Annotated in this window: 14 protein-coding genes; 5 read left to right on the top strand and 9 right to left on the bottom strand. The window is 39.9% G+C overall.

The window, feature by feature from the left end:
* Nucleotides 1–345 precede the first annotated feature (345 nt).
* Nucleotides 346–1,728 carry a M20/M25/M40 family metallo-hydrolase gene (locus tag G3O08_RS08835; RefSeq protein WP_163285001.1) on the top strand — a complete coding sequence of 461 codons (1,383 nt, stop codon included), beginning with the start codon at nt 346–348 and terminating at the stop codon, nt 1,726–1,728.
* Here G3O08_RS08835 and G3O08_RS08830 read toward each other — a convergent pair.
* Together G3O08_RS08830 and G3O08_RS08825 are read right to left on the bottom strand one after the other, a co-directional pair.
* Nucleotides 1,725–2,528 carry a TIGR00266 family protein gene (locus G3O08_RS08830; RefSeq protein WP_163285000.1) on the bottom strand — a complete coding sequence of 268 codons (804 nt, stop codon included), beginning with the start codon at nt 2,526–2,528 and terminating at the stop codon, nt 1,725–1,727. The genes G3O08_RS08835 and G3O08_RS08830 overlap by 4 nt on opposite strands.
* Nucleotides 2,521–3,822 (bottom strand): mechanosensitive ion channel family protein, encoded by a 1,302-nt coding sequence (locus G3O08_RS08825; protein WP_163284999.1) that lies wholly within the window; start codon nt 3,820–3,822, stop codon nt 2,521–2,523. The genes G3O08_RS08830 and G3O08_RS08825 overlap by 8 nt, the downstream gene beginning before the upstream one ends.
* Before the next feature lie 115 nt (nt 3,823–3,937).
* Here G3O08_RS08825 and G3O08_RS08820 point away from each other — a divergent pair, with 115 nt between their 5' ends.
* Nucleotides 3,938–5,032 carry a vWA domain-containing protein gene (locus G3O08_RS08820; RefSeq protein ID WP_163284998.1) on the top strand — a complete coding sequence of 365 codons (1,095 nt, stop codon included), beginning with the start codon at nt 3,938–3,940 and terminating at the stop codon, nt 5,030–5,032.
* A gap of 217 nt (nt 5,033–5,249) precedes the next feature.
* Nucleotides 5,250–5,750, top strand: coding sequence for a hypothetical protein (locus G3O08_RS08815; RefSeq protein ID WP_163284997.1), 501 nt, complete (start codon nt 5,250–5,252; stop codon nt 5,748–5,750).
* 398 nt (nt 5,751–6,148) lie between these two features.
* On the opposite strand, the gene nqrF is transcribed toward G3O08_RS08815, so the two are convergent.
* The 6 genes from nqrF to G3O08_RS08785 are packed head-to-tail and all read right to left on the bottom strand — an operon-like array spanning nt 6,149 to nt 12,155.
* Nucleotides 6,149–7,447, bottom strand: coding sequence for an NADH:ubiquinone reductase (Na(+)-transporting) subunit F (gene nqrF / locus G3O08_RS08810; RefSeq protein ID WP_163284996.1), 1,299 nt, complete (start codon nt 7,445–7,447; stop codon nt 6,149–6,151).
* A 38-nt stretch (nt 7,448–7,485) separates the two neighbouring features.
* Nucleotides 7,486–8,100 carry an NADH:ubiquinone reductase (Na(+)-transporting) subunit E gene (nqrE, locus tag G3O08_RS08805; RefSeq protein WP_163284995.1) on the bottom strand — a complete coding sequence of 205 codons (615 nt, stop codon included), beginning with the start codon at nt 8,098–8,100 and terminating at the stop codon, nt 7,486–7,488.
* Nucleotides 8,101–8,121: 21 nt separating this feature from the next.
* Complete coding sequence (locus tag G3O08_RS08800) at nt 8,122–8,826, bottom strand: NADH:ubiquinone reductase (Na(+)-transporting) subunit D (protein ID WP_163284993.1); 705 nt, start codon at nt 8,824–8,826, stop codon at nt 8,122–8,124.
* On the bottom strand, nt 8,823–9,587 hold the full coding sequence (nqrC, locus tag G3O08_RS08795; RefSeq protein ID WP_204336821.1) for an NADH:ubiquinone reductase (Na(+)-transporting) subunit C: 765 nt from the start codon (nt 9,585–9,587) through the stop codon (nt 8,823–8,825). The genes G3O08_RS08800 and nqrC overlap by 4 nt, the downstream gene beginning before the upstream one ends.
* Nucleotides 9,588–9,589: 2 nt before the next feature.
* A complete protein-coding gene (locus tag G3O08_RS08790; RefSeq protein WP_163284991.1) occupies nt 9,590–10,789 on the bottom strand; it encodes an NADH:ubiquinone reductase (Na(+)-transporting) subunit B in 1,200 nt (399 codons plus the stop codon).
* Between the two features lie 13 nt (nt 10,790–10,802).
* Nucleotides 10,803–12,155 (bottom strand): Na(+)-translocating NADH-quinone reductase subunit A, encoded by a 1,353-nt coding sequence (locus G3O08_RS08785; protein ID WP_163284989.1) that lies wholly within the window; start codon nt 12,153–12,155, stop codon nt 10,803–10,805.
* Nucleotides 12,156–12,283: 128 nt separating this feature from the next.
* On the opposite strand from G3O08_RS08785, the gene G3O08_RS08780 reads away from it, so the two are divergent.
* Nucleotides 12,284–13,651 carry a type IX secretion system plug protein gene (locus G3O08_RS08780; protein ID WP_163284987.1) on the top strand — a complete coding sequence of 456 codons (1,368 nt, stop codon included), beginning with the start codon at nt 12,284–12,286 and terminating at the stop codon, nt 13,649–13,651.
* A gap of 70 nt (nt 13,652–13,721) precedes the next feature.
* Complete coding sequence (gene apaG, locus G3O08_RS08775) at nt 13,722–14,108, top strand: Co2+/Mg2+ efflux protein ApaG (RefSeq protein ID WP_163284985.1); 387 nt, start codon at nt 13,722–13,724, stop codon at nt 14,106–14,108.
* A gap of 537 nt (nt 14,109–14,645) precedes the next feature.
* Here apaG and G3O08_RS08770 read toward each other — a convergent pair.
* Nucleotides 14,646–17,813 carry a ligand-binding sensor domain-containing protein gene (locus G3O08_RS08770; protein ID WP_163284983.1) on the bottom strand — a complete coding sequence of 1,056 codons (3,168 nt, stop codon included), beginning with the start codon at nt 17,811–17,813 and terminating at the stop codon, nt 14,646–14,648.
* Nucleotides 17,814–17,992 lie beyond the last annotated feature (179 nt).

Below are 17,992 nucleotides of genomic sequence, written 5' to 3'. Positions count from 1 at the left end.
CTGCAAAAATAGCTATTTAGCTGCAAGCTGCAAGCTACGAGCTTAGAGAAAAATATGGTGGAAAAGAGCTTAAAGTTGCAATAAACACGGAATGTATAGAATGGCATTCGAATAGTTGTGCGTGTCAAAACCGCACAAACGCCAGGGTGCGCCAAGGCCGCTAAGTTGCGATGCTGTGGCACTTATTATTAACAAAGCACGGCTGAATCTTTAAAGTTCACAGAAAGCAGTTTGGTAGAAACAGCCTAATGCCTGCAACTTAAGCCATGCCTTTTGGCTTGATCGAAAGACTTGAGTCTTTTAATTACCTACTTTCGTCCAGATTTTGCAAAATATCCAGATAATATGAAATTCATCAACAGCGCATTTTGTTTTTTCACTCTTATAATTTGGTCAGGCAGCTTGCTTGGACAAACGGATAGTCTCAAAATAAGGGAGATTTACGATGAAGCACTTATAAATGGAGAAGGATATGAAAATCTTAGGGAACTTTGTAAGGACATTGGCCACAGGCTTAGCGGGTCTGCAAGCGCAGAAAGAGCCGTTGAGTGGAGTGAGGAAAAAATGAAAGGCTACGGATTTGACAAGGTATGGCTTGAACCGGTAATGGTTCCTAAATGGGTACGTGGTGAGCCGGAAAAATGTCGGATACTTTCTGAAAATAAAGAACTTGATGTATTAGCACTTGGGTTTAGCACTGGGACAAATGGAAAATTAAAAGGAAAGGTTGTAGAATTTCAAACACTTCAAGCTCTCAAAGATGCGCCTGAAGGATCTTTAAATGGCAAGATTGTATTTTTAAATCAGGGAATGAATGCAAAACTCATTGATACGTTTAATGCCTATGGCGGTTGTGCCGGAGGGCGTGTGGTAGGCCCTTCCGAAGCAGCAAAAAAAGGGGCTATTGGTTTTGTAATGCGATCTTTAGGATTACGTGCCGATGATTTTCCGCATACCGGAATCATGGTTTACGAGGAAGGAACGGATAGTATTCCGGCATTTGCACTAAGCACAAACTCGGCTTTTTATTTGGCGACTGCCTTAGAAAAAAATCCAAATTTAGAACTTGAACTTGAATCAAATTGCAAGCTGCACCCCGATGTAGCCTCTTACAATGTTGTTGCAGAAATTACCGGTACAGATTTTCCCGATCGGGTAATAAGTGTTGGTGGTCATCTTGATAGCTGGGATGTAGGAGAAGGTGCGCACGACGATGGTGCGGGAGTAGTTCAGTCATTAGAAATGCTGAGAATTTTTAAAGCTCTTGGCATTAAGCCGCAACATACCATTCGCTGTGTGTTTTTCATGAATGAAGAAAATGGTTCGCGTGGAGGTAAGGCTTACGCCGAATACTGCAAAGAGCGCGGCGACAAACACATAGCTGCAATGGAGAGCGATCGTGGTGGTTTCACTCCGCGTGGGTTCCACATTGACGGTACAGCGACAGACATTGCGTATTTAAATGAATGGCTTCCGCTTTTTGAACCTTATAATATTCACATAATGAAAAAAGGTTATGGTGGAGTTGACATTAATTATTTGCGCGATACAGGCGCAGCATTAATTGGCTTTATACCTGATAGCCAACGCTATTTTGACATTCATCACACAGCAAACGATGTGTTTGAAAATGTAAACAAGCGGGAGCTCGAACTTGGAACGGCTACAATGACTGCGCTAATATATCTGATTGACAAATATGGAATGCCTGAAGAAATAAATAATTAGAGTCTGTTATCGCCATCGAGCAAACCGCCTAGACCGCCCAGAATACTGCCTTCGCCTCTACGCTTTCCACCCATTTTTGGCGCGGCAGAAATAATCTTATCGGCCAGTCGGCTAAAAGGCATACTTTGAATCCATACTCTTCCCGGGCCGCGAAGGGTAGCCAGAAACAATCCTTCGCCTCCAAAGAAAGCATTGCGGATACCGCGTACCATTTCTATATTATAATCAACAGATTGGGTAAATGCAACGAGGCAACCTGTGTCTACACGCAAAACATCGCCCGGGCCAAGCTCGCGCGTGATGATAGTTCCACCGGCGTGTACAAAAGCCAAACCGTCGCCTTCCAGCTTTTGCATAATGAAGCCTTCGCCTCCAAAAAGCCCTACGCCTATGCGTTTTTGAAATTCTATTCCCACCGCTACGCCTTTTGCAGCACAGAGAAAGGCAGATTTTTGGCAAATTATCTTTCCGTCGTAATGAGTCAGATTAAAAGGCACAACTTTTCCCGGATACGGTGCTGCAAAAGTCACTTGTCTTTTGCCATAACCTTGGTTTGTGTAGGTCGTAAGGAAGAGACTTTCGCCGGTGAGGACGCGCTTACCAGCCGATAAAAATTTACCCAAAATACCGCTTTCTTTGTCTGATCCATCACCAAAAATGGTTTTCATCTCTATGGTATCGTCCATATACATGAGCGATCCTGCTTCGGCTACAACAGCTTCTTGCGGATCAAGCTCAATTTCTACACATTGCAGCTCTTCGCCTATAATCTTGAAATCAATTTCGTGGTTTTTAGTCATGGTTTAGGATTGGTTTAGGATTAATTATCCTTAAGTTCCTAATATCGGAACTGGCGGGATTTTCAAAAACTTCAAGGTCGAAATGATTGGCTGTTGCGAGAATATGATCAAATATATCAGATTGAATTCCCTCGTATTCAATCCATGATTTTATTCTCGAAAAGCAGTAAACTTCAAGTGGCACGCCCAGTTCAGTAGGGTCCTGCTGTCGCACCATACAAACCAAGTCCTGATTGATATTCGGGTTGTGGCGAAGTACATTTAAAATATAGGCTCTAAAAATTCCAAGATTCGTCATGCGTCTGCCATTAACAATAGACGCCTCTGTATTTACAGCCTTCTCTTCATTATAGATCTTTATTTCGGCGCTTCTTTTTTCGATATGTGGCTGGGCAAGCTCAATTTTAGAAAAGCGTTCGAGCATTTCATCATCCACAAATTGAACAGAAGAAATTTTAAAACTAATGGCGCGCTTAATTCTTCTCCCTCCGCTTTCCTGCATTCCGCGCCAGTTTTTAAAGCTGTCGCTAACAAAAGAATAAGTTGGTACAGTTGAAATAGTATTGTCCCAATTTTTCACCTTGATTGTAGTGAGGTAAATTTCCATCACATCTCCATCTGCTCCGTACTTTGGCACAGAAACCCAATCGCCAATACGCACCATATCATTAATAGTAAGCTGAATACTGGCGATAAATCCTAAGATCGTATCCTTAAAAATTAAGAGTAGAACCGCAGAGATTGCCCCCATGGCGCCAAAAAGGGCGATGGGATTTCTGTCTATTAAAATGGACAGCACAAAAATAATTCCTGTTATCCAAACAATAATTTTAGCAAGCTGGGTAAAACTGCCAATGGGCTTATCCTTAAAGCGTTCGGAGCGGCTAAAGTAAATATTGGTAGCCGAAATAAAAGAGATAAAAATTCTAACTATGACCAATGCAATATAAGCAGAGGTAAGTGTCTTTATTGCTGGAATCCAACCAGGATAATCTGTGAAGACAAAGGGAAGGGCGCCCGTAATGTAGATTGCCGGTACCAGGTAACCCAGTTTTCTAAAAACGCCCTCGTCCATTAATACATCATCCCACTTGGCAGATGTGCGTTGAACCACTCGCTTTATAAACTTATTGATAAAAAACTGGCCAAGAGTCCTTAAAATAATAGCCACTAAAACGGTGACAACAACCAGAATGACCATTTTCAGGAACTGGGTATTCGAGGGGTCAACTCCTAAATTATCCAGGAGCCAATCTTCAATAAATTGTGCAAACTGAGTTTCATTATCTGACATAATACAAAAGTATAAAAAGCCTTTCAAGAACCATACAAAACAAGGTGAGTGGTTGCCTTGTTATGTAGAACGGTAACACCCTATTTTCAATGGTATTTTTATCTTTACTCAAACTATGCAAGGATTTAATTTTACAGAATATATTCCCGAAAAAGACGACCGCTCGCCTTTTGAAAAATTGCTCCCCATTTTTCTCGAGCTGGTTACTCACACTTCGGGCGATGTGGAAGAGGCGCTTGAGTGGATGCGCGAACTCGATAAAGCGCACAATCTCACCACAGAGAATTATACAATTGATGATTTCATCGAAGACCTTTTTGAAAAAGGATATTTGAGAGAACCGGGAGATGGCACTGGAGGTGGCCTCACGGCAAAATCGGAACAAGCTGTTAGAAGGCGCTCCTTAGATCAGGTTTTTGGGAAAATGAAACGAAGCGCTGAGGGCGGCCACCGAACAAACGAAGCGGGCAAGGGTGATGAACCTACAGGCGATAAACGGCCATATAGATTTGGTGATTCTACCCACGAAATAGATTTTAGCAATAGCATACGCAATGCACAGGTGCGCGGCGGAATTGGCGATTTTTCCTTATTCGAGCAAGATCTAGAGGTGAATGAAACCGAGATCAAAACATCTGCTTCTACGGTATTAATGATTGATATTTCGCACAGTATGATTTTATACGGCGAAGACCGAATTACTCCAGCCAAAAAAGTAGCTATGGCACTTTCGGAATTTATTACTACCCGGTATCCCAAAGACACACTCGATATTGTGGTATTTGGAAATGATGCCTGGCAGATTGGGATTAAAGATTTACCTTATTTAAAGGTAGGACCATTTCATACGAATACGGTGGCGGGCTTGCTACTCGCAATGGACTTGTTGCGTAGAAGAAAAAATTCGAATAAGCAAATCTTTATGATTACCGATGGGAAACCAAGCTGCTTGAAAGTAGAAGGCGGGTATTATAAAAATAGTTTTGGTCTCGATCCGGTTATAGTCAATAAATGCTTGAATCTGGCTGGTGAAGCGCGCAAGATTCACATACCCATTACCACCTTTATGATAGCCGAAGATCCTTATTTGCAAAAATTCGTAGAAGACTTCACTGAAGCCAATAACGGGAGAGCCATTTACACCGGCTTAGGCGGATTGGGCGAGTGGATTTTTAGCGATTATGAACGCAATAGAAAACGAAAAGGGTAATTTGCTGTGGCACGAAAATGCGTTAATGATTTGGTAACATTGGGTTAGAAATCCAATCATTTTACGTATATTAGCGGTTCTCCGAATATTTCAAGATTATTTTTAGAGGTTAATAATGCTGTAATACAGAGAATTACACATTCTACTGAAACCTTATGTTTTGGTATGAGTAAAATTATCATTACCTTTATGTTACCTTATTGTTAAGAACAGAATTATGGCACGTAAATTTTTCACAGAAAAACAAAAAATTAAAGATCCGTTATTACTTGGCGTTTTTATAACACTTCTTGCGTATAGCTTATTTTTATTGGGCCATGAGTTGTATATGAATAGCTTTGAAAATGCTATACCCGTATTTTTATTGGGAATTGCTGTTCTAGTTGTGGGATTAGGCCTTTGGGTTTTAATCAGATTGCAACTTAAAGTAGCAGTAACCAAAAAAGGTATTGACTATAAAATGAGCCCCCTTCACACCAAAAAGAAGAGAATTAAATGGGATGAAGTTGAAGAATGCAAAGTAATTGAAACTCCAAAGGTTGCCCACATGCACGGCAGCAATATGAAATTTTGGTACGAAAAGAAGTTTACACTCTCCGGCCGAAATGGAATTGCGGTAATTACAAAAGATGGTGAGCGATACTTTATTGGCACCCGCGAAACTGCTGCTCTAAAGCGAAGTATTAAAAAGGCATTAGGCAAAAGAATAGAGAAATAAGACCAAGTGGAAGGTAGGAAGCTGCCGAAACCGGTCTATGAAAATAAAAGCCTGCAACGAGAGTTGTGGGCTTTTTTATTAGAGATTTGTCTTTGGCTCCCAATTCGCAACGCATTCGTCTGTGATCCTGAAATTTATGAAAATCTAAATTCCCTTCTAATTGCCGAACTCAGGTTATTTAAATCTTTTCCAGAATACTGAAATCGAAATCAAAAATGACAACCAAAAAAATACCCACAAGCAGTGCTTGCGGGTATAACAATTATTTCAAATTAAAAATTAAGCTTCGCGCACCACCCGACTTCTCTTCCCGTATCATTCTACACACCCAGCGATGAGAGAAAGCGCAAGTTTACACCTGATAGCTTAAAGCTTTTAGCTCAATTGCCTATTGCAACCTATCCGCCAAAGTCATCAAAAGCAACATTCTCTGGTGGCACACCCCAATCATCAACCATTTTTAGAACAGCTGCATTCATTAGTGGAGGACCACAGAAGTAGAATTCAATATCTTCAGGTGCGTCGTGATTGTTTAAGTATTGATCTATAACCGCTTGGTGCACAAATCCGGTAAATCCATCACCTTCCTTGTCATCAAGATCTTTTTTCACTTTCCAATTATCGGCAGGAACCGGTTCTGATAGAACAATATTGAATGTAAAGTTCGGGAATTCTTTTTCAATTGCGCGGAAGTGATCTAAGTAGAATAGTTCTCGTTTAGAACGGCCACCGTACCAATATGATACTTTACGATCTGTTTTAAGCGTGTGAAATAAGTGAAAAAGGTGCGAGCGCATTGGAGCCATTCCGGCACCACCGCCAATATAGAGCATTTCAGAACCCGTATCTTTAATAAAGAACTCACCATAAGGACCACTGATGGTTACTTTATCACCAGGCTTACATCCGAATACATACGAAGAGCAAATACCTGGATTTACATCCATCCATTTGTTTTTAGCTCTATCCCATGGTGGCGTCGCAATACGAATATTCAGCATTACGATATTTCCTTCCGCAGGGTGATTGGCCATTGAATAAGCACGAAAAATCATTTCAGGATTTTTCATTTTCAGATCCCAAAGTCCAAACTTATCCCATTCGCCTTTAAAGTCCATTGGATCTCTTTCCAAATCAGGATGAGAAGTAATGTCCATATCCTTAAATTCCAATTCAATTCGCGGAACATCTATCTGAATATATCCACCCGCTTCAAAGTCCAGATGCTCTCCCTCAGGGAGTTTTACTATAAACTCTTTAATGAAAGATGCCACGTTGTAATTACTTACCACTTCACACTCCCATTTCTTGATACCAAAAATCTCTTCAGGTATTTCAATTTTCATGTCTTGCTTTACCTTAACCTGGCAACCAAGGCGGTAATCTTCGGCAATTTCTTTACGTGAGAAGTAAGGTACTTCCGTAGGCAGAATACTTCCACCGCCTTCGTGCACCTGGCATTTGCACATGGCGCATGTACCACCACCACCACATGCCGATGGGAGGAATATTTTGTGATTACTCAACGTAGTAAGCACGGTATCACCCGATTCTACTTTAATGGTTTTTTCGCCATTGATGGTAATTTTTACTGGACCCGAAGGCGATAGTTTAGATTTTGCGAACAGCAACACACCTACAAGAAGCAGGGTAACTGCCATGAACACAATTATTGATGCAATTATCGTAACGCTCATAATTCGATATTATTTACTGAATAAACAGTTGTATTCTATTAAAGTTCAATTCCCATAAAGGACATAAATCCTATACCCATAAGGCCGGTAATGATAAATGTGATACCAAGGCCACGCAATGGTGCGGGAACATTCGAATAACGTATTTTTTCGCGAATAGCTGCAATGGCTACAATAGCCAAAAACCAGCCAACACCACTACCCAAACCAAATACCGTAGCATCTGTAATATTTGGATATTGGCGCTCTTGCATAAACAATGCACCCCCCAAAATAGAACAGTTTACGGCAATAAGTGGAAGGAAAATACCAAGAGCACCGTAAAGTGCTGGAGCAAACTTCTCAACTATCATCTCTACCAACTGCACCATTGATGCAATAACGGCGATGAACATAATAAAGCTCAGAAAGCCCAAATCAACAGTTGCCATGCTTGGATCTACCCAAGCCAAAGCACCTGCTTTGAGCACATAATTCTCTAACAAATAGTTAATTGGCACTGTAATACCAAGTACAAAAATTACTGCTGCACCAAGACCAACTGCCGTTTTTACAGTTTTTGATACCGCCAGGTACGAACACATACCCAAGAAGTATGCGAAAATCATATTGTCAACAAAAATTGACTTAACAAAAATATTTACAGCTTCCATAGTTTTCAGTTTTTATGCTGTTTAGTTTTCTTCAATGAGTTTTGGATTGCGCGAGCGCTGAATCCAAATTATAATTCCTACCACTATAAGTGCACTTGGAGGCAAAATCATCAGGTTGTTATTCATATACCCAGCTTCAAAAAAGCTTTGCGGAATAAATTTTATCTGACCAATTCCCGGAAAGCTGATTGCGCCGGAACCAAATACTTCGCGCACAACGGCAACCACAACCAATATCCAGGCATAGCCCAAGCCGTTACCGATTGCATCAAGACCCGACGGCCATAATTTATTTCCCATTGCAAAGGCTTCAAAACGTCCCATAATGATGCAGTTGGTAATAATCAGACCAACGAATACCGAGAGTTTCTCTGAAATATCCGGTAAGTATGCTTTCAGAATTTCGTTTACTAAAATTACAAGAGCGGCAACTACCACAAGTTGTACAATAATTCTGATCCGCGACGGAATAATGTTTCTCATAGCAGAGATAATGATATTTCCACATATCATTACAAATATTACTGAAAGCGACATAACCACAGCCTGCTGTACCTGTACGGTAATAGCCAGTGCCGAACAAATACCAAGTACCTGAACGGTAATTGGGTTATCGTCATTTAGGGGATCTGTAATTAGTCGTTTATTCTTTGCACCAAAGAGTGGTTCTCTCGGAACAGCCTCTTTAATGACTTCTTTATTTACTGCTGCAGCTTCTGTGCTCATATCTCCTGAGATGTTTGCGTTCTGTTCTTTTCGAAATACTTGTCGTACACGCTGAAAGTTCTCTCCAGCATTTCTTGTACTCCTTTACTGGTAATGGTTCCACCTGTAATAGCATCTACGGCGTGTGGGGCATCCGGAGAGGCTCCACCTTTTTGTACCTCGATAGAAACCAATTTACCTTGTTCGTCATAAATCGTTTTACCGGCAAATTCATTAGTAAAGAAAGGTTCGGTAATCTCTGCTCCCAATCCTGGAGTTTCACTTTGGTGATTAAATGTAGCACCATAAATAGTATTGTAATCGCTTTTAAGTGCAACATAACCCCAAACCGGGCCCCAAAGTCCTTTACCTACCATAGGAATAACAACAACTTTTTCTCCATCAATATTTGCTACGTACAATGGATAGTGTTTTTTTTCATTGGTCATTTGACGATCACGGAATTCCTTTTTTACATCCACATTAAATGGTTCGTTCTTATCGTCGGCATCAATTTTTCCGTCTCTTTCCTCTACCACTTCGCCCTGATGATTCAAAACGATTCTATTTGTTATATACTCATAAAAATTGCCTTCTGCATTATCGCGCGTAGATTCAACTCCTACCGAACCGAGGATACTCATCATTTCCTTTTCGATGGTATTTTGTACCTGTAGGGGTTTTAGAGACATTGATGCAAACGAAAGTGCGGCACCAACTATCAGCACCATAATTATGGCGAAGAGGAAAGTAAATGCATTGCTGTTTCTATTAATTGCCATTATTATGCTGTTTTAAGTCGTTTTAGTCGTTTTTTGATATTACCCTGAATTACGTAGTGGTCAATAGTTGGAGCCATTACATTCATAAATAAAATCGACATCATAATTCCTTCAGGATAAGCGGGATTAACCACACGGATTAGAATAGCCAATAAACCTATAAGAAATCCATAAATGAGTTTTCCATTTTCTGTTTGCGCTGCCGTAACTGGGTCGGTAGCCATAAACACAATTCCAAAGGCAAATCCACCCATTACCATTTGCTGCCACCACGGCACAGTTAAGTACAGGTTATCTGGAAAGTACATTGGGCCAAGAATATTAAATATCATACCCATAGCAGCACCACCTACAATTCCCATAAAAATTATTCGCCAGCTGGCAATTCCTGTCCAGAGCAGAATAGCCGCTCCAATCAATATTGCAAGCACAGAGGTTTCACCAATCGATCCCGGAATAAATCCAAGAAAAGATGCCATAAAGCTATCGCTTAAACTGGCATATGCGTTATTTGCAACGTCTTTAAAATTAGCTCCATGCTCAATAGCTTGTGCAAGAAGCGTTTCGCCAGTGTATCCATCTACTACAGAGCCACCATCGGTATTAACCCACACTTTGTTACCCGACATTTTCGTTGGATACGCAAAGAATATGAATGCGCGTGCCGTAAGGGCTACATTGACAATATTCATTCCGGTACCTCCGAAAACTTCTTTACCTATTACCACTGCAAAAGCAGTAGCCACGGCCACCATCCATAGCGGCACGTCCATAGGCATAATGAGTGGAATTAACATTCCCGATACCAGAAATCCTTCGTTTATAGCATGTCCTTTAATAATGCAAAACACAAACTCAATTCCGAGGCCAACGCCATACGATACCACAATAAGCGGCAAGACTTTCGTGAGACCAAAACCAACCATTTCCAAGAAAGAAGCATCCATACCCAAGGCAGTAAAATGCTGATATCCGGTATTGTATATTCCAAACAGTAAGGCTGGAATCATTGCAACGATCACCAAAAACATGGTTCGTTTCATATCAATGGCATCACGTATATGAGAACCTTTGATAGTAGTATGATCTGGTACGAATGCAAATGTTTCAAGCGCATCGTATACAGGATAAAACTTCTCAAGCTTTCCACCTTTGTCAAAAGGCGTTTTAAGCTTTTCCAATAAATTTTCTAATGCTTTCACTATACTCTATCTTTTAAGATGCAAATTCGTTTCTCATATCAGCAAGCCCTTGCCTAACTACAGATTGAATATTGATTTTGGAGGTGCAGGCAAACTCACAAAGTGCAAAATCTTCTGGCAGTACTTCATAGATGCCGAGATTTTCCATTGAGTCAATATCGTTAATCATTATAGCTTTAATAAGTTGCATTGGATAAATATCAAACGGAAAAACCTTTTCCAATTCGCCAGTAACTACAAATGCTCTGGTTTCACCATTTAGATTGGTATCAAGTTTGTATTTTTTGTTACCTAACAACCAGCTCGGGTATGAATGATTCAGGCTAAAACGCGAAAATCCCGGAGCAAGCCATCCCTCAGTGATAAAAAATTTCTTTTCGTCTCCTTCTGGAATAATTGATACCATATTGCTGTAGAAACTCAAGTATCCATCGCGCTCAACTTTAGTCCCGGTTAGTACATTTCCACTAATGATTCTGTTATGGCCTGCCTTCTCATTATCGCCTAAGATAGACTCAATTGAGGCACCAATAATAGTAGAATAATACTGTGGATTTTTTACTTCAGAACCGGCCAATGCGATAGTTCTTTCGGCTCGAAATTTTCCTTCTTTGAGGCTCTTGCCAATAATTGCGACATCTGATGGATTTACTGTCCATAGTACCTCGCCTTTATTAATGGGCTTTGTGTGATGAATTTGCACACCGACATTCCCAACAGGGTGAGGCCCTGAAAATTCTGTTTTTTCAACGCCATTTACACCTGCATAAAGCGAAGAACCTTTTCGAACACCAAGATGCACATGGCCGCCACTAAGGATTTTTAAAGCTTCCAGACCGGTTTTAAAGTTTTCTATTTCGCCTTTTAGCGCCACTTCGTTATCTGCGCTAAGCGGAGCAGAATCAAATCCCGAGATATAAATGTCTCGAGGAGTATCGTCCGGGCTGGCAATAACTCCGTAAGGTCTTTGCGTAATGAATGGCCACAATCCCATTCCGAGCATAGTGTCAACTAATGTTTGACGATCGCCACCGCCCGTCCAGGGTGTGAAGGAAGCGTAAGCTGTTTCTGAATCGGCGAGAATTTTAACCTCCAGAATTTTTCGCTTATCGCCGCGTTTGATTTCCACCACTTCGCCGCTTACAGGCGATGTGAATTTAATCTTATCGCGCTTCTTATCGAAAAATAAAGGAGTGCCGGCTTTCACCGTCTCGCCTTGTTTTACCATTAATTTCGGAACGGTTCCGAAAAAATCGTCAGGTTTTATCGCATAAACATTCGATCTTTGCGCAGGAGAAATTTTATTTTCTGCTGCACCGACGAGTTTTATATCGACACCTTTCGTAATCTTTATGGCTTTTGACATGCCTTAGGAGTCCTTTAAAATTTGGCGCAAAAATAGCAATTGTTTTAACATCGAACACAGTTGTTTTTGAACGATAAAAGGCAGGTAGCTAATTTAGAATGAATCTAAATACAAAATTAGAAAAATATATGAATCCCACAATTCGAATTTCAATCTTTTTTCTTGCTACCGGCCTTGCCCTTAGCTTCTGTACCACTGGAAAAACGATCGCTTCAGGCGAAAAAAATAGCACTGGCAATGAGCCGAAAATGGGTACAGCTAGCAATTTTCTTGAAGAGCGCTCTCCGCCAGCCCAGACATATACCAATCAAATTTTTGATCCAAAGGTTAAAACCATGCTTTTGTACACATCAAAATCGGAACTTAACCCGCCCATTATACAGCTTAACGGTACTGAGCAAATCATTTTAAAATTTGATGATTTGGGAGAGAATGCGCGAGACATGTATTATAGATTTGAGCACTGCACTCACGATTGGAAATCATCAGAATTACACTTACTGGATTATCAGGAAGGGTATAACACTGATTTTATAAGTGATTATCAATTTTCATTTAACACCATTCAGCCTTTTACCCATTACTCGCTTGCATTTCCCAATGACCGTATTCAGCTCACTAAAAGTGGAAACTATGTCGTAAAGGTTTATGCCGATGATGATGAAAAGCAGCCAATACTTACAGCCCGATTTATGATTGTGGAGCCACTTGCTACAGTATCTGGCACCATTAAGCGACCTAGCGTAATTTCAGAGCGCGACTACCGTCAAAAAGTCGATATCAACGTAAATTTAAATGGTGTGGGAACCCTGAATCCTTACAGTGAAATAGAACTCGTAGTACTGCAAAATAATAGATTAGACAATGCAATACGAGGCATAAAACCTAGCTTTATAAAAGGACGGGAGTTAATTTATGACTTCCAGAGTGAACTGACCTTCGACGGCATTAATGAATTCAGGAATTTTGACGCTAAAAGCGTGCGCTACCGAAGTGAACGAGTAACTGAAGTCGATCTCATGGATAATGGATACCATATTTACCTGTCTCCCGACATAAGGCGTGCTTTTAAGCAGTACTCTTTTGATCAGGATATTAATGGCAAACTGCTCATCAAAAATGACGATATGCAAAATGCGCATCTTGAATCTGATTACGTTACAGTGCATTTTACGATGCCAGTAGATGCTTTTTTGGGAAACGGTGATATGTACCTTTTCGGACAGCTGTCAAACTGGGAGATGGATGACCGCTTTAAGATGGATTATAATCCGCTTGATTTGCGCTACGAAAAATCGCTCAAGCTAAAACAGGGCTACTACAATTATATTTATTTATGGAAATACAAATCGCAGGAGAGCGGAACAACAGAATTAACTGAAGGAAACTATTTCGAGACAGAGAACAATTACACCATATTGCTATATTATAAAGACAGAAGCACTTTTTCTGATCGATTGGTAGGATATAAAGTAATAAACACCCTTAAAAATTAAATATTTTGCATTCTTCTTTCATCTTCGCAGGTAATTTCATAACCTTGCTCAGTACAAGCAATACACAACAATGACAACCGCACTGAATTCGGGGATTATAATTTCTGTTGATAGCAGATATGAAGAGAAATTTTCAAATCCAATAGCTAAGCTCTACCTATTTTCCTACGGAATAAGAATTGAAAATAAAAATGAAGGTGCCATTCAGTTGATAAGCAGGTACTGGAAAATTACCGATAGTAATACACACGAGAGAGAAGTGAAAGGCGAAGGTGTTATTGGCGAAAAGCCCATTATCAAACCCGGAGAGAGCTACACTTACCGTTCTTCGTGCGATTTTACCACCGATATGGGAAAAATGAGTGGTTATTATGTAATGAAAAATTTAGAAAGTGGTTTAAACTTTAACGTTGAAATTCCCGAATTCTCGCTAATCGTTCCTTATAAGCTTAATTAAAGTCTGTCAATAGAGTCAGGTGGCTGGATCATATAGTTCAATAGCAAGGCGCACGTAGGATTGAAAAACAAGGAGTTGACATTTGTCAATGACTGTTTTCAAGACAAGTGCAACGCAGATAGTGGACTGTATGGACAGACACTAATTAAAGTCTGTCAATAGAGTCAGGTGGCTGGATCATATAGTTCAATAGCAAACGATGTGCTGAGCGAAGTCGAAGTAGCGCACGCAGGATTGAATACCTAGCGTAGCGATTTCACAACCGAAGGGCGTAATCAAGGAGTCCCGCTGGGGCGGGATGCGCTGTCTTGAGTGGTTATTGAGCCTGTCGAAATGCGAAGTCGAAAGGACTGTCAGGCCGAAATGGCTTGATCTTCGATTTTCAAGACAAGGCTTTAGACCAAGCCAACGGCATGGTGCAACGCCGATCGAGGATCAAGCCACAGGCATGATAGTGGACTGTGTGGACAGACACTAATTAGGTGGAATGGGGGTTGAATGAATATTAGGGGTACTAAAAGATTTATTCAAAACACATTAGGCCACATCTTCAAATTCAACTTCGTACACAGTACCTTTTACATCACCAAGAAGTTTAATAGTCCCATTAAGTTGTTCGCTAAGTGCTGTGATAAGTTCGGTTCCAAAAGATTCAGTTTTTCCCATTATAATATCATTCGGAATTCCTATTCCATCATCGCCAATGATTAAAGTAAATCGTCCGTTTTCAAGTTTTGACAATCTCACTATTATGGTTCCGGTTTTATCTTCCTGAAAAGCATATTTTAGGGCGTTTGAAATAACTTCATTAATAATTAAACCCAATGGTGTAAGCGTATCGCTGTGGAAACTATTTACATCTACTTTTATATCGAGATGCACTTTTTGACCAAGACGATATGTACTCAGCAGACTTTTAGAAAGGTCGGTAATATACTCTTCAATATTTACGGTTTTCAAATCTTTGGTTTTGTACATCTTTTCGTGAATCAATGACATAGACCGAACTCTATTTTGAATTTCACTAAAAACATTCAGTAATTTGGAATCTGAAATAAACCGTGATTGCAAATTGAGTAAACTCACTATTATCTGAAGGTTATTTTTAACGCGATGATGTACTTCCTTAAGCAGTATAGCATTTGTATCGCGTTCTCTGGATATTTCGGTAGTTCGCACTTTTACTGCAGATTCCAATTGTTGATTTCTTTCTTTTTCACTTGAAAGCTTATATCGATAAAAAAGATAAAGAACCCCCATAACTGCGACTATAATAAGTATTTGAAACCAGCTTGTCTGCCAATACGCCGGCCTTACTACAATACGCATTGAGGTAGGATTCTCATTCCAATAACCATCATTATTACTTCCTTTTACTTCAAAAGTGTACGTTCCAGGTCTAAGGTTAGAAAATGTGGCAAAATGCCTGTTACCGATGTAGCGCCATTGATCAAAAAGCCCTATAAGGCGATACGCATATTGGTTTTTATCTGATTGCTCAAAATTGAGTGCTGCAAATTCGATTGTAAATCCGGAATGGTTATATTCCAAAACGGTTTTTTCAGGAGATTCGGAAAGTATATTTAATTCAGAGGCATTATCAGGCTTGTCCATCAACTGAAATGCTGTAATGACTACCGGTGGTATAAAAAGATTCTCACGAATGCCCAGGGTATTGATATAATCAAATCCATTGGCTCCCCCAAAGATCACTAGATTGCTAGAGGTATGCAGGCAACTTCGGGGATAGAAAGTATTTTGACCCAAAACCTCCTGCTCGTTGTAATTGCGAAAAGTTTCAGTTTTAACATTGAATGTTGTAATCCCGCCATTGGTGCTCATCCACAAGGTTCCATTTCCATCTGAAGTGAGCCCCAAGACCACATTATTCGACAAACCATTATTCACATTAAAAGTCTCAAAGCTTTCCTTTTCAGCAATATATTTTGAAAGACCGCCACCGGAGGTTGCTATCCACAACTGCCCAAAAGAATCAAAATAAACCTGATTAATTGAGTTTGAGGGAAGCATACCTTCCTTCATGTTTCCGGCAGTATAATTTTTTAATTCATCGGTTTTTACATCTAGAAAGTAAAGTCCCGAATTTCCGGTTCCAAACCACACATTCTCATCAGAATCAAGCACAATAGAATTTACATTATTGTCTCGGATGCTACTCTGATCTGCTCCGTCAAACCGGTAGGTTCTAAATGATTTTGTAACTCTATTGAAGTAGCACAAACCACCACCCGCAGTTGCAATCCAGAGATTATCTTTTGAGGTAACCTTAATGTCGTTAATGGTATTGCTGGAAATGCTGAAGGGGTTTTGAAATTGGGTAGTATATGAAACCAATGAGTCATTTGGAAACTGATAAGATATAAGCCCTCCCCCATCGGTTCCAAGCCAATATATGCCATCAGCCGTCTTGGCAAAACTCATTACAGGTTTCGAAATTGTACCAAGTCTCCGCTTTGTAGAATTTGCAAAGAAAAAAGACTTGTCAAAATAATGGTTATAAACAACTAATCCTCTACCCGTACCGACCCAAAAATGATTGGTATCTGCTTCAAAAAAGGAATAAATTTGATTCTCTTCAGGTTCAAATCCATCCTGCCCGGAATATACAACTGAATAAAATTGAGTTGCATTCATATCGAGCGTGGCAATCCCGGCAGAGTTTGTACCAATCCATATCATATTAGAGCTTCCGCTAAAAAGACTTAAGATATGGTCGTTTGGCAATGAATTTGTCTTTCCGGGAATAGTATTGTATTGGATTGATTTACTCATTTCATGCGAAATTCTGGAAAGACCGCTGGGAGTACCTACCCATAAATCGCCTGAAACATCAATTTTTACATCGTTAATAATATTAGATGCAATTAGCCCTGCTTTTGGCTTTTCGGCGAAGTATCTCGTAAATACATCCATTTCGGGATTGTATTTATTGAGGCCATACTTTGTACCAATCCATAAGTTTCCGTCCAGATCTTCACAAATGGTTTGAATCTGATTATTGCTTAGGCTATTATCATCTTCAAATTTAAATCTAAAGCGCTTGAAGTCATTTGTTTCTGGCAGGTATAGATTTAAACCACCATCTGTGCCCACCCAAATTCTTCCTTTCGAATCTATTAAGATATCATTTACCGTATTATTTGAAAGGCTTTTTTCCTGATCAGACTCAATAGAGTACTTCTTAAAATCGTTTTTTTCCCAGTCATCCAGCCGGTTCAACCCATTATTAGTTCCTATCCAAATTCTACCATGATGGTCTTCTGCCAGTGCTCTGATTTTGTTGCTGCTTATCGCTGTTGGATCTTCAAACCAATGATAGAAAGCTTTGGCCTGAAGCGTGCGCGTGTTAATTTTATTGAGACCAAATGTAGTTCCTGCCCAAATATCTCCATTGTTATCTACGAGTAGCGATGTAATGTCATTGTTACTTATAGATGAGCTGTCCTGCGCATTGTATTTCAATACCTCAAATTTATATCCGTCAAATCTGTTTAAGCCATCTCGGGTGCCAAACCACATAAAGCCATAATTATCCTGCTCAATAGAAGTGGCTGTGCCCTGCGATAAACCATCCTTTAGCGAAAGAATATTAAACTGTGGAGATTGCGCTGCTAACTCACTCCAGGCCAGTAAGCCAAAAAGAACAACAAGAAATCTGAATATAAGAGGATTAATATTCTTCAAGATTTAATAACTAAAGTTTCGCAGGAGCTATTGTGTTGATAATTAACATTGAAAAGTTAAAAAGTGCAGCATTTTTATTACTTTAAGATTCTGAAAAACAGTATCTTAAAGGCGTAATTCCAAATACGTAAAAATGCTGCAATCCAAAGATATTAAAAATTTGTCAGAGCTGACTACTT

Source organism: Cryomorpha ignava, from assembly GCF_010686655.1.
Taxonomy (GTDB): Bacteria; Bacteroidota; Bacteroidia; order Flavobacteriales_D; family Cryomorphaceae; genus Cryomorpha; species Cryomorpha ignava.
The sequence above is the reverse complement of the archived record's forward strand: the minus strand, read 5'-3'. Positions and strand labels throughout refer to the sequence as shown.